A 13,273-nucleotide genomic window follows, 5' to 3' on the forward strand; every position below is an offset into this window, starting at 1 on the left:
CGAGTTTTGACGAAGTTTTCCATGTATTGCTTTCCCCGGCTCCGGCAAAAATGGGAGTAAGGGGGAGAGATCGATATGAAGAAAAAAAGAGCAGGCCGCATCATCTTGTTTTTTGTTTTTTTAAGCGCCTTAATAGCGGTATTTCATTCCATTCATGCAAGTGAGCTGTCTCCGCTTGCCCAGATTGCCGAAGGAATGGAGCGGCAGCAGGTCACTGTAGATGAATGGACGCTTCATGCGAAAAAAAATCTGAACCTGTCACTGAGTGAATTTGATGACAAGGTAAAAGAACTGAAGACGCAGTATCCGCAATATCATTGGGAATCCGCGCGGGAAGATAAAATCGTAAAGGCCATCGGCACGTATTCTGACAAAAAAAATCACACAACTTTTAAACTGCAGCTCGTCACTACCCTCAAAAACCAGAACCCAACTTCGTATTTATTATATGAGCAAATGAGCCCGGAGCAACCGGAAAACTGGAATGATACATATGAACAGTTTGAACGGCAGGCACATGACATATTTCAAAATAAAGTATTTATTTTTACTTGTCTAAAGGGTCATTTAAATGATAATATGAGTATTGTTTTGCAAAAAAAAGCAGAACAGCTCATGAAAGAATTTGAAGCAAGTCCAGTTGAACATGTAGTTGAGCCTCATTTCGTTTCTGTTTCTGCATTTACATATAAGTGGACAGATTACATCATGACATCGAAACATAAGATGAATGTGCAAGTTGCGCTTAGAAGTGCGGGAATGGGCGAAAAACATACCGTTACGGTTGGCACACCAATCGTGACGACTGAATATTAATATAGAGAATATAGGGACGCGGAGGGGAATACCTTGGAAAAAATCATCGTCCGCGGCGGTCAGAAGTTAAACGGCACAGTGAAAGTTGAAGGAGCAAAAAATGCCGTTTTACCAGTTATCGCTGCATCTTTATTAGCAAGTGAAGAAAAAAGCGTAATATGTGATGTACCTACGCTCTCCGATGTATATACAATTAATGAAGTGTTGCGTCATTTAGGAGCAGATGTGCATTTTGAGAATAATGAAGTTACCGTAAACGCTTCTTACGCTTTAGAAACAGAAGCACCTTTTGAATATGTGCGCAAAATGCGCGCGTCAGTGCTTGTTATGGGCCCTCTGTTAGCCCGTACGGGTCATTCAAGAGTAGCGCTTCCGGGCGGCTGCGCAATCGGCTCAAGACCGATTGATCAGCATTTAAAAGGCTTTGAAGCAATGGGTGCAAAAATCAAAGTAGGCAACGGCTTTATTGAAGCAGAAGTGGAAGGCCGTCTGCAGGGCGCAAAAATCTATTTAGATTTCCCAAGTGTGGGTGCGACAGAAAACTTGATTATGGCAGCTGCTTTAGCTGAAGGAACAACAACGCTTGAAAACGTGGCAAAAGAGCCTGAAATCGTTGACTTAGCGAACTATATCAATGCGATGGGCGGAAAAATCCGCGGAGCCGGCACAGGCACCATTAAAATTGAAGGTGTGGAAAAGCTTCACGGCGTAAGACACAACATCATTCCTGACCGTATTGAAGCGGGTACTTTCATGGTGGCTGCGGCGATCACGGAAGGAAATGTATTAGTCAAAGGTGCGGTTCCTGAGCATCTTACGTCTTTAATTGCGAAGATGGAAGAAATGGGAGTCAAAATTACGGATGAAGGAGAAGGCCTTCGTGTCATCGGTCCTGCCCAGCTGAAGCCGATCGACATTAAAACGATGCCTCACCCAGGATTCCCGACTGATATGCAGTCGCAAATGATGGCGCTGCTTCTCCGTGCGAGCGGAACAAGCATGATTACTGAAACTGTGTTTGAAAACCGTTTTATGCATGCTGAAGAATTCCGCCGGATGAATGGCGACATTAAAATTGAAGGACGTTCTGTGATCATTAACGGTCCTGTACAGCTGCAAGGCGCAGAAGTTGCCGCTACGGACCTGCGTGCGGGCGCGGCGCTGATTCTTGCGGGATTAGTGGCTGAAGGTCATACACGTGTCACGGAACTGAAGCACTTGGATCGCGGTTATGTGAATTTCCATCAAAAACTTGCGGCTCTCGGCGCTGACATCGAGCGTGTCGTTGATGAAACGGCCGCTGAACAAGAAAGCAAAGAAGTCGTAACTGACCTAAACGCATAATGGCTGTAAAAACAGTATGTCAATCTGGCATACTGTTTTTTTATGGTTTATCATCATTATTATGCTCTGATTTCCAAAAAAGAATACGTTTTTCGCGTGAAAAATGGAATAAAGATTCTGTCCAAAAGGAAGTCATATTAGCTTGTCCCTGCCCATAAGATGAAGTAGAGTCGAATCCCAAGCAGGAGGCAGCTGATATATGAAACCGATTGTATTTCTACTATCCGGGCTGTGTATACTAATTCTTCTTGTCCCCACCATTCTCGTCCTTCCGTTTCAGGCAGAAAAAGGAGCAGCCGTAAACAGAGAGCCCGGACACAAAACAGCACACACCACACGAGAAACAAAAGGAGCAGAAACATTGAAAGAATCACCTGTATCCATTCCGGTTTATCGGACATCCAATCATTCTGTAGAGAACATTCCGCTTGAAGAGTACGTGGTCGGTGTCGTGGCTTCCGAAATGCCCGCAAACTTTAAACCGGAGGCCTTAAAAGCCCAGGCGCTCGCCGCCCGGACATTCATCGTCAGACTGATGGTCGCTGACTCAGCCGTTCAGGCGCCGAAAGGATCACTGGTGGATGATACGCAAATGTTCCAAGTCTATCAAGGCAAAAGCCAGCTGAAAAAAGAATGGGGTTCTAAGTACGCACACAACCTCAAGAAAATCACAAACGCGGTGGCCGGCACACAAGGAAAGATTTTAACGTACGACAACAAGCCGATTGAGGCATCTTTCTTCTCTACGAGCAACGGGTATACGGAAAATGCGGAAGCCTATTGGACAAGCGCCATTCCTTATTTAAAGAGCGTGAAAAGTCCGTGGGATAAGCAATCGCCGAAATATCTCGCCACCCAGACCTTCAGTGTGCCGGAGTTTCAGCAAAAGCTCGGCGTACAGCTCTCGGGACAAAACACGGTGGGACAGATTACAGCCAGAACGCCGGGCCATCAAGTGGCGACGGCCGTCATCAACGGCAAAAAGCTGAAGGGAAGAGACATCCGGGAAAAACTCGGACTCCGTTCTGCCGACTTTGAATGGAAACGGAACGGCGGCAGCATCACCATTACGACAAAAGGATTCGGCCACGGCGTCGGCATGAGCCAGTACGGGGCCAATTACATGGCGGAGCAGGGAAAATCAGTGGCGGACATCGTCAAGCATTATTATCAGGGAGTGGACATTTCCGAAGCAGATTCATTTTTAAACAAATATATGGCGAAAAAATAGACGCTTTCATGAGCGTCTGTTTTTTTTGAAAACTATTCCATAAACGGTAAAGCAACCAACAGACTCATATAACGAAAGCCTAAAGGCTGACAAATGTCGATTGAAGGCTGAGCGCCGGGTGTAAATCACTGATAAAAATGCCGCTTCTATGTGAATATACGCAAAAATAATGAGGAACGCCGTCCTATTTATTTCCCTTATCATCTCATTTACGATAAATATTGTTCGGCGTTGAACGTAAATCTATTGAAAAGGGGAAAAAGCAATGAAAAAAACATTTTCACTCATACTCATGCTCGGATTGATGCTGACTGCTGCATCTCCTGCTTTTGCTGCCGAGAATGCAAACGAGAAGACTCTTTCATTTAAAAACAATACCGCCATTTTACTTGATGCGAGCGGCAGTATGGCAAAACGGATTGACGGTGTTTCTAAATACAACATGGCAAAAGAAGAAATTGTCCGTTTTGCGGATCAAATTAAATCTAAATCACAGGTCAGAATGACGGTTTTCGGTTCGGAAGGCAATAATAAAAACTCCGGAAAGGTTCAATCTTGTGAATCCATTCGCGGTGTGTACGGATTCCAAAGGTTTGACAGACAGAGCTTCCTTAACTCTCTTAACGGAATCGGGCCTACGGGCTGGACACCGATTGCAAAAGCATTAGAGGATGCGAAGGCTTCCTTTACCGGTTTGCACAAACTTGGCAGTAAATCCGTTTTCCTGTTGACGGACGGCGAGGAGACATGCGGAGGAGATCCTGTTAAGACAGCGAAAGAACTTCGCAAACAGCATATTAAAGTCAACGTAATCGGCTTTGACTTTAAGGAAGGCTTCAACGGCCAGCTTCACGAGATTGCCAAAGCGGGCGGAGGAAAATATTACGAAGCTCACAGCCAAAAGGATATGAACCGCATCTTTACAATGGCAGCGAGTTCATTAGCGGAATAAGAAAAGGTGCCGTTTATCGGCCCTTTTTTTTATTTTTATTTAACAAAAATTTCAAGAAAAGATGAAGAGAAAACTGTAAAAAGAATCAGATTCCGGACTTATATTACAAAAAGGGCGAAAAAGGCATTAAATCTGTCATCATTTATCCAATCTTTTTAGGATGATGCGCATAATTCTGCTCATTTTTAACGGCGTACCGCCGCTTATACAAAAGGAATCCCGCCCTATATCTTTTTGCATACTCGTCATCTAGCATAGAGAAGAGCCGGGGGCCCATCGGCCAAAAACAAACGGAGAGGAATGAAGGAAATGAAAAAAATGTTCACTGCGGGGATTGTCGGACTTTTGACGCTTTCACTCGGATCACCTGTTTTTGCAGCTGAGAAAAAGCACGAAGAAACAAACGTTGCCGTGCTGTTTGATGCAAGCGGAAGCATGATACAAAAAACAGGGGGAGAGCGTAAAATAGATGTTGCGAAAGAGTCTGTCACTTCTTTTGCGGAAGTTCTTCCTGAAGACACGAATCTGATGCTTCGGGTATTCGGACATAAGGGCAATAATAAAAACTCAGGCAAAGCCGTATCATGTAATGCGACAGAAACGTTATACGGCCTTCAGCCGTACGCCGTGACTCCATTTGAGCAATCACTCAGCAAGATTAAACCGACCGGCTGGACACCGATTGCGAAAGCGCTTTCTGATACGCGTGAAGAATTTGAGCGGGCCGGCGCCACAGGGAAAAACGTCGTATATCTGATCACAGACGGTGAAGAAACATGCGGCGGTAATCCTCAGGCCGAAATTCAAAAGCTCCGTAAAGCGAACGTCAACACGATCGTCAATATCATCGGCTTCAACTTCGGCATGAAAGGAAGCGAAAGCCTTGAAAAAGCGGCGGAAGCGGGAGGCGGCACATATGTCTCAGCTGACAGCGCGGACGAGTTCAAACAGGCTTGGGAAGACGCTGCAAAGGATTTAGCAAAAGAATAGGTTAAAAAAGGACGCCCGCGCGGCGTCTTTTTTGTTTAGAAAACAAAAACCGCGGGAATGATACGGATAAAAGGAGATGAACGCTGTTGTTAAAAGGAGCAGGCATTATATTAGTGCTGGCGGCAGTCGTTTTTGTTCTGATGGGAATTTTTCTGAAGCTTGCCGCCTTCATATTCGTCAGTATATTGGCCATTATCGCCGCAGTTATTTTATTCACCATTCTGAGCAGACATCATCGCAATGAAACATAGAGTCCGAAGAGGGCTCTTTTTTTAAACCGCAAATTCGACAAAATACAGGGATTGTGGAAGAATAAAAGAGAAGGATACTGCGGAGGGGAAAACAGTGGATGAAAAAACAACAGCGGTAAGAGACATATACCGCTATGAAAAAGGGGTATTAACAAAGACGGCAGATCGGATGGTTTCAGAGTATCCGCTGACCGTCATGGTGAACGGGCAGGAATTTGTTACGCTCGTCTGCACGCCTGACCATTTAGAGGAACTCGTCATCGGATTTCTCGCATCAGAAGGCGTCATTCGTTTTGAAAAAGAAATCAAAAGCTTTACTATAGATGAAAGTCTCGGGTTTGCATATGTTGAACTGACGAATCCCGGAGTGCTTGAGCAAAAAGACTATACGAAGAGGGTCATCGGTTCATGCTGCGGGAAAGGCCGCCATTTTTACTTTCAGCAGGATGTGAAAACGGCCAAAACCGCCGTCAGCCGTATCACCATAACTCCTGAGACGTGCCTTCGCCTGATGAAGGAGATGCAAAGCGGGAGCGGCACCTTCCGGGAAACGGGCGGTGTCCATAATGCGGCGCTGTGCGATACGGATAAGCTGCTCTTCATGAGGACGGACATCGGGCGCCACAACGCGCTGGATAAGCTGTACGGCTGCTGTTTGAAAAAGGGAATGCCGGTCCGTGACAAGCTGATCGTCTTCAGCGGCCGGATTTCCTCAGAGGTTTTATTAAAAGCCGCAAAAATCGGCGTGTCGATTGTCATTTCAAAATCGGCCCCGACGGAGCTCGCGCTGCAAATGGCGGAAGAGCTGAACATAACCGCGATAGGTTTTGTCAGAAACGGATCATTTAACGTATACACACATCCAGAACGGGTTGAACAATAGAAAGGGGTCTTGGGCTTATGAATACAGAAACGCGCCGGGTGACAGACAAAAGGGAAAGGCCGCTCAGGGATCTTCGTATCTCTGTAACCGACCGCTGCAACTTCAGATGCACGTACTGTATGCCAGCCGAATTATTCGGACCGGATTATCCATTTTTACAAAAGACGGAATTGCTCTCCTTCGAGGAGCTTGAGCGGCTTGCGAAGCTGTTTGTCGGCCGCTTCGGCGTTGAAAAAATCAGGCTGACGGGCGGAGAGCCGCTCATGAGAAAAGATATGCCTGAATTGATCAAAAAACTTGCGCGCATCCCCGGACTTAAAGATATCGCGATGACGACAAACGGCTCTCTGCTTCCCGTGTATGCGGAAAAACTGAAGCAGGCGGGGCTGCATCGCGTGACAGTCAGCCTCGATTCTTTAGAGGATGAGCGGTTTAAGGCCATTAACGGCCGCGGGGTTTCGGTGAACAAGGTGCTTGAGGGCATTGAGGCGGCAAAATCGGCCGGACTCGGTGTGAAAATCAACATGGTTGTTCAAAAGGGCGTCAATGAAAAAGATATCCTGCCGATGGCCCGCTATTTTAAAGAAAAGGGTCATATTCTCCGGTTTATTGAATTTATGGATGTCGGCAATACGAATCAATGGAATAAAAAAGACGTGATCACGAAGGCCGAGATTATTGATCTGATCAACCAGCACATGCCGACGGAGCCGATAGAAGCGAATTATAAAGGAGAGGTCGCTTCCAGGTTCCGCTATCTTGACGGTTCCGGCGAAATCGGCGTAATTTCCTCCGTCTCGGATGCATTCTGCGCCTCCTGCAACAGAGCGCGCCTGTCGGCGAGAGGCGAGCTGTTTACGTGCCTGTTTGCGTCAAGCGGCTATGATGTTCGGAAGCTCGTGCGCGGCGGTCTGACCGATGACGAATTGACGGAATCCATCGCTTCTGTCTGGAGAAATCGCACGGATCAGTATTCAATTGACCGCGCGCTTTCTAAAACGGATGGGAAAAAGAAAGTGGAGATGTCTTATATAGGCGGATGAAGAAAAGCTTGCCCGGACAAGGGCAGGCTTTTTTATTCACAATATGAGAGCGGTCTGTTCAAAAAATACCGGTAACAGCCGAAATATATGATAGGAATTTTGATGCAGGACAATCAAGTTATGCAATTCCAAAGCCATACAATATGTTAAAATATAACCAATAGAAATTAGAAAAGGTTGTGAAAGGGGCATGACCGCATACGAGATTCCGTCATCTCAAGTTGGAGTTAAGATCAACAAATGGTACAAGCACATTTTAGCGTTTCAAGCGGCTGATGCCATAAAGCTGAAAGAGGAAATTGATGAGGATATACAACGTATGGAGGAAGACCAGCTGCTGCTGTTATATTATCAGCTGATCAGCTACCGCCATCATATTATGCTTGATTACGTCAAGCCGGAATGCACCGAACAATCACAGATTCAGTACAGCGAGCTGCAAAAGACGATCGAAAGCACGGACAGCATATCGGGACTGTCTGAGTATTATTTCCATTTGTTCAGAGGGATGTATGAATTCGATCACAATAACTATGTTGCGGCTATTTCTTTTTACCGGAAAGCGGAAAAACTCCTTTCATTTGTCGAGGATGATATAGAGAGGGCGGAATTCCATTTCAAGATGTCTGAAGTGTTTTATGTCATGAAGCAGACTCATTTTTCCATGAATCACGGGATTCAGGCGCTGGATACGTATATGAAACACGATTTCTACAGAGTGCGGAGAATTCAATGCCATTTCGTCATCTCAGGAAACTACATCGACTGCAAAAACTACGACAAAGCGCTTGAGCATTTAGACGAAGCCCTCCGCCTTTCTTTGCTTGAAGGACAGCCCCGCCTGATCGGGTCTTCGCTTTACAATCTGGGGAATTGTTATTCTGAAAAGCGCGATCTGGATGAAGCGGCCCGGTACTTTAGAAAAGCGGTTCCCGTTTTTGAAGAGCATCAGCTTGAACAGCTTCCGAAGGCGCTGTTCAGCTTAACGCACACCCTTTTCAGGCTGCATGATGACCAAGCGGCCCTTACCTATTATGAAAGAGGGGTCATGATCGCGAAAGAACGGGGCGACCGATTCAGTTTAGAGAAGTATAAGTTTTTACAAGCGCTTTATTTGGAGTCACTCAATATGGATTTAATCCATGAAGTGTTTGACTATATGAATGAAAAATCGCTGTATGTGTATATTGAAGATTTCGCCTTGGAGGCCGCCATTTACACAAGCGGAGATGGGCAATATAAAGAAGCGGCGTATTTTTATGAAAAAGCGATTCGCATGAGAGAAAACATTCAAAAAGAACAGTGTTTATACGATATATAATTTTCTTAACCATCTGATCAGCAGATGGTTATTTTTTTATGCACATCATAACGTTTGACCATAGAAAAAAACGGAAAAATCGCAAAAGAGAGAAAAAAGTGCGATGGGAAGGAGGGATTTGTTGTTCGGATTCAATGATATGATAAAGTTTTTCGTATCATTTCTCATCATTCTGCCGATGGTGTCTGTCATCCATGTGTCGGGACACAGCTTTATGGCCATGCTGTTCGGAGGCAAGGCATCATTGGATATCGGAATGGGGAAACGTCTTTTAAAAGTAGGGCCGATTCAGGTTCGGCGTATCTACTTCATAGATTCTTTCTGCAAGTTCGGCGAATTGCGGATAGATAACCGCCTGACGAGCGCGCTCGTCTATTCCGGAGGCTGTCTGTTTAATCTCGCTTCTATCTTTTTAATAAATCTGCTGATCATAAAAGATGTCCTCGAGCCAAACTTATTTTTTTACCAATTTGTCTATTTTTCAACTTATTATGTTTTCTTTGCCCTTCTGCCGGTGCAATACGGGGATAATAAGCTGTCAGACGGATTGGCCGTTTACAAAGTGCTCCGCTACGGGGAACGCTGTGAAATCAATAATTGAGAGTTTACATGTTTGTGTTCAGGCTGAAAGGGAAGAAAACAAGTACACATAACAAAAAAGGAGCTGAAGAGATCATGAGTCAAGATAACGGTTTAAAAGACAAAGTAAAAGGCGGCATGAACAAAGTGAAAGGGGAAGCAAAGGACAAAGCAGGCGACATGGCAGACAAGTCCGACTTAAAAGCGGAAGGTAAAAAAGACAAAGCGAAAGGCAGCCTGCAAAAGGGTGTCGGTAAAACGAAAGATAAACTCAGTGATGATTAATTTGATAGTGAAACACAGCAAAAGCCCAAAATATTTTGGGCTTTTTGTTATGAGAAATGACAAAAATTCCAGTTCATTTGGTTAATATTTACTAAATTTTTAAATATTCTATAAATTCACCGGTAATTTCTTTATAATATTCACATAGAATGTAACCTTTCTTCACATTTAATTAAACGTTTGTTGAAGAAAAAAATCAGAAATCGGTAATTTCTGCAAAAGGAATCGGGCCGTTCACCGTCGAATAACTTTTATCACTTAACATTTCATGAGGTGAAGGGGGTGACGGCCGCCTGCATCGTTTCGTATGACCATACGGATTGTGTTTGACTATCACTGAGGGGGAATACAGATGAAACTGACACCGGTTGAACAAGAAAAATTGCTTATTTTTACGGCGGGAGAGCTCGCTAAGCAGCGGAAGGCGCGCGGCGTTCTGCTGAATTATCCCGAAGCCGCCGCATATTTGACCTGTTATCTGATGGAAGGCGCGAGAGACGGAAAAAGCGTTGCTGAGCTGATGGAATCCGGCCGCAATGTATTGACGGAAAAAGACGTTATGGAAGGCGTTGCGGAAATGCTGGACAGCATTCAGGTGGAAGCGACGTTCCCGGACGGGGTTAAGCTTGTCACCGTTCATCAGCCGATCAAAGCGGAGGTGAAGTCATGAAGCCGGGAGCGATTCAAGTCGCAAAGGGGACCATCACCATTAACGAAGGCCGGAAGACGCTGGAGGTGTCAGTCACCAATAACGGAACACGGTCAGTGCAGGTAGGATCGCATTTTCATTTTGCCGAAGCCAACGGCGCCCTTTCCTTCAATCGGGACAAAGCAATCGGCATGCGCCTTGATATCCCGTCAGGCACTTCTGTCCGTTTTGAACCGGGAGAAGAGAAAACCGTCACGCTCGTGGAAATCGGAGGGCGAAAAACGGTCAGAGGTCTCAACGGCATGGCCGATACGTATATGGATGAGCGGGGAAAAGAGAAGACGCTGTCAAATCTTAAAAAAGCCGGATGGATGGAGGAGGCGATCCGATGAAAATGTCACGTGAGCAATACGCAGAACTGTTCGGACCGACAACGGGAGACAAAGTCAGACTCGGAGATACGGATTTATGGATTGAAGTCGAAAAAGATTTCACGAATTACGGTGAAGAAATGATTTTCGGCGGGGGGAAAACAATCCGGGACGGCATGGGGCAGAACGGGCGTATCACCGGGAAAGACGGAGCGCTTGATCTGGTCATTACAAACGCCGTTATCCTGGATTATACCGGAATCGTCAAGGCGGATATCGGGGTGAAGGACGGACGGATTGTCGGCGTCGGGAAAAGCGGCAACCCGGATATTATGGATGGGGTGGACCCGCACATGATTATCGGTGCCGGAACAGAAGTCATTTCCGGTGAAGGGAAAATCGTAACGGCCGGCGGGGTGGATACGCATATCCACTTTATCTGCCCGCAGCAGATGGAAGTCGCGCTTTCTTCAGGCGTGACCACGCTTCTCGGCGGCGGAACGGGTCCTGCGACGGGAAGTAAAGCGACGACTTGTACATCCGGTGCATGGTACATGTCGAGAATGCTGGAAGCGGCCGAGGAGTTTCCGATCAACGTCGGTTTCTTAGGAAAAGGGAATGCATCCGATAAAGCGCCGCTGATCGAGCAGGTGGAAGCAGGCGCGATCGGCCTGAAGCTGCATGAAGATTGGGGATCAACGCCAAGCGCCATTAAAGCTTGCATGGAAGTCGCGGATGAGGCGGACATTCAGGTGGCGATCCACACAGACACGATTAATGAAGCGGGCTTTTTAGAAAATACGCTTGATGCGATCGGCGACCGGGTTATCCATACATATCACATAGAGGGAGCCGGCGGAGGCCACGCACCGGATATTATGAAACTCGCATCTTACGCCAATATCCTGCCGTCCTCTACGACGCCGACGATTCCATATACCGTCAACACGATGGACGAGCATCTTGATATGATGATGGTCTGCCATCATTTAGATTCAAAAGTGCCTGAAGACGTGGCGTTCAGCCATTCACGCATCAGAGCGGCCACCATTGCGGCGGAGGATATTCTGCACGATATCGGCGCGATCAGCATGACGTCATCTGACTCGCAGGCGATGGGCAGGGTGGGAGAAGTGATTATCCGGACATGGCAGGTGGCCGATAAAATGAAAAAACAGCGCGGCGCTCTATCAGGAGAAAACGGCAATGACAATGTGCGCGCCAAACGCTATATCGCCAAATACACGATAAACCCGGCCGTCACTCACGGCCTGAGCCATGAAGTCGGTTCCGTTGAAAAAGGGAAGCTCGCCGACCTCGTACTATGGGACCCGGTTTTCTTCGGCGTCAAACCTGAACTTGTGCTCAAAGGCGGCATGATCGCCCGCGCCCAAATGGGAGATCCGAATGCTTCCATTCCGACGCCTGAGCCCGTGTTTATGCGGCAGATGTACGCATCATACGGTAAAGCAAACCGAAATACCTCTATTACATTTATGTCCCAGGCCGGTATCGCAAACGGTGTGCCGGAAAAGCTCGGCCTTGAAAAAATGATTTCTCCCGTACGGAATATCCGTAAGCTGAGTAAGCTCGACATGAAGCTGAATGACGCGATGCCGAATATACAAGTCGATCCGAAAACCTATCAGGTGTTCGCCGACGGAGAAGAGCTGGCATGCCAGCCCGTCAGCTATGTTCCGCTCGGACAGCGTTATTTCTTATTTTAATCCCTCTCCGGCCGGTTTCCCGCCGGCCTGTTTACACCTCTATTGCCAACTTGATTTCATCCTGCCGCCCGTTTTAGTGTATATTAGTAGTTGACAAACAAATGAAATGTAACTATTGTGGTTACAACGGTGGTGAAAAACATGATTAACAGCCGTCTTGCTGTGGCCATTCACATTCTATCGCTGATCTCAACGGATGAACGGGCGTCATCGGACATGATTGCGGGCAGCGTAAACACCAATCCCGTCGTCGTGCGGAGAACGATCAGCCAGCTGAAAAAAGCGGGTATTCTGACATCCCGGGCGGGTGTTCCGGGAGCCAGCCTGAAAAAAGATCCGTCGGAGATCACCCTCTTAGAGGTTTACAGGGCGGTGCAGAATAGGGAAGAGCTTTTTGCGGTTCACGACAATCCGAACCCCGACTGTCCGGTCGGCAAAAATATTCAGCGCGCGCTCGATGAGACGTTCGGAAGCGTACAGCGGGCAATGGAGAATGAACTTGCGAGCAAGTCCCTTTATGATGTAATGAATCATCTCTTTTGTTAAAAAGAGATGGGTTCATGCCGCTAGCGGTGTAACAAAAATGGTTACAAGGGATAATGAGGAAATCACGGTTTTGGCTCCATATTCGGACACGCCTGGATGCGGGATTGCGATCTGTTTAATGAACTAAAGGAGGTGGTAACCGGGATATTTTTATTTTGCTTAAGGCTTATGTGAAGGTGTCTGTTGTAAGCGGGTTACCGAAAAATGACGGCACTCTTATTTTAATACGCGAAAACTGATGGAGAATATCCTGCCTCCGGTAATGCCAAAACCGTTCGCCTCTTA

Annotated in this window: 15 protein-coding genes; all 15 read left to right on the forward strand. The window is 46.5% G+C overall.

Translation table 11 applies throughout. From position 1 onward, the window contains the following. The first annotated feature begins 75 nt into the window (after positions 1–75). The 15 genes from OQ477_RS13290 to OQ477_RS13360 all read left to right on the forward strand — a co-directional run bounded on the left by OQ477_RS13290 (position 76) and on the right by OQ477_RS13360 (position 12,988). On the forward strand, positions 76–816 hold the full coding sequence (locus OQ477_RS13290) for a YwmB family TATA-box binding protein (protein ID WP_265972741.1): 741 nt from the start codon (positions 76–78) through the stop codon (positions 814–816). A gap of 33 nt (positions 817–849) precedes the next feature. Continuing rightward, complete coding sequence (gene murA, locus OQ477_RS13295) at positions 850–2,160, forward strand: UDP-N-acetylglucosamine 1-carboxyvinyltransferase (RefSeq protein WP_007614362.1); 1,311 nt, start codon at positions 850–852, stop codon at positions 2,158–2,160. Between the two features lie 199 nt (positions 2,161–2,359). Then, on the forward strand, positions 2,360–3,391 hold the full coding sequence (gene spoIID, locus OQ477_RS13300; RefSeq protein WP_265972742.1) for a stage II sporulation protein D: 1,032 nt from the start codon (positions 2,360–2,362) through the stop codon (positions 3,389–3,391). 265 nt (positions 3,392–3,656) lie between these two features. Next, the gene (locus tag OQ477_RS13305; protein ID WP_007407590.1) at positions 3,657–4,343 is read left to right on the forward strand and encodes a VWA domain-containing protein; all 687 of its coding nucleotides are present in this window, start codon (positions 3,657–3,659) and stop codon (positions 4,341–4,343) included. A 309-nt stretch (positions 4,344–4,652) separates the two neighbouring features. Continuing rightward, positions 4,653–5,333: a VWA domain-containing protein gene (locus tag OQ477_RS13310; RefSeq protein WP_012118657.1), complete on the forward strand. Its 681-nt coding sequence runs from the start codon at positions 4,653–4,655 to the stop codon at positions 5,331–5,333. Between the two features lie 86 nt (positions 5,334–5,419). Then, a complete protein-coding gene (locus OQ477_RS13315) occupies positions 5,420–5,584 on the forward strand; it encodes a hypothetical protein (RefSeq protein WP_007407587.1) in 165 nt (54 codons plus the stop codon). Between the two features lie 94 nt (positions 5,585–5,678). Beyond that, positions 5,679–6,467, forward strand: coding sequence for a formate dehydrogenase accessory sulfurtransferase FdhD (gene fdhD / locus OQ477_RS13320; RefSeq protein WP_121984250.1), 789 nt, complete (start codon positions 5,679–5,681; stop codon positions 6,465–6,467). 17 nt (positions 6,468–6,484) lie between these two features. Continuing rightward, complete coding sequence (gene moaA, locus OQ477_RS13325; protein ID WP_014419094.1) at positions 6,485–7,510, forward strand: GTP 3',8-cyclase MoaA; 1,026 nt, start codon at positions 6,485–6,487, stop codon at positions 7,508–7,510. A 190-nt stretch (positions 7,511–7,700) separates the two neighbouring features. Continuing rightward, on the forward strand, positions 7,701–8,831 hold the full coding sequence (locus OQ477_RS13330) for a tetratricopeptide repeat protein (protein WP_265972747.1): 1,131 nt from the start codon (positions 7,701–7,703) through the stop codon (positions 8,829–8,831). Positions 8,832–8,952: 121 nt separating this feature from the next. Then, positions 8,953–9,432: a hypothetical protein gene (locus OQ477_RS13335; protein WP_007407583.1), complete on the forward strand. Its 480-nt coding sequence runs from the start codon at positions 8,953–8,955 to the stop codon at positions 9,430–9,432. 74 nt (positions 9,433–9,506) lie between these two features. Next, positions 9,507–9,695: a CsbD family protein gene (locus OQ477_RS13340; protein ID WP_032863869.1), complete on the forward strand. Its 189-nt coding sequence runs from the start codon at positions 9,507–9,509 to the stop codon at positions 9,693–9,695. A gap of 352 nt (positions 9,696–10,047) precedes the next feature. Beyond that, positions 10,048–10,365 carry an urease subunit gamma gene (ureA, locus tag OQ477_RS13345; protein ID WP_003151198.1) on the forward strand — a complete coding sequence of 106 codons (318 nt, stop codon included), beginning with the start codon at positions 10,048–10,050 and terminating at the stop codon, positions 10,363–10,365. Next, positions 10,362–10,736: an urease subunit beta gene (ureB, locus tag OQ477_RS13350; protein WP_003151199.1), complete on the forward strand. Its 375-nt coding sequence runs from the start codon at positions 10,362–10,364 to the stop codon at positions 10,734–10,736. Before ureA ends, ureB begins: the two co-directional genes overlap by 4 nt. Beyond that, positions 10,733–12,442: an urease subunit alpha gene (ureC, locus tag OQ477_RS13355; RefSeq protein ID WP_007614343.1), complete on the forward strand. Its 1,710-nt coding sequence runs from the start codon at positions 10,733–10,735 to the stop codon at positions 12,440–12,442. The genes ureB and ureC overlap by 4 nt, the downstream gene beginning before the upstream one ends. A gap of 141 nt (positions 12,443–12,583) precedes the next feature. Continuing rightward, entirely contained in the window at positions 12,584–12,988 is a 405-nt protein-coding gene (locus OQ477_RS13360) for an Rrf2 family transcriptional regulator (protein ID WP_007614341.1), read from the forward strand. The last annotated feature ends 285 nt before the right edge of the window (positions 12,989–13,273 follow it).

The sequence above is a fragment of the Bacillus sp. ChL18 genome (assembly GCF_026241425.1).
GTDB classification, from domain to species: domain Bacteria; phylum Bacillota; class Bacilli; order Bacillales; family Bacillaceae; genus Bacillus; species Bacillus velezensis.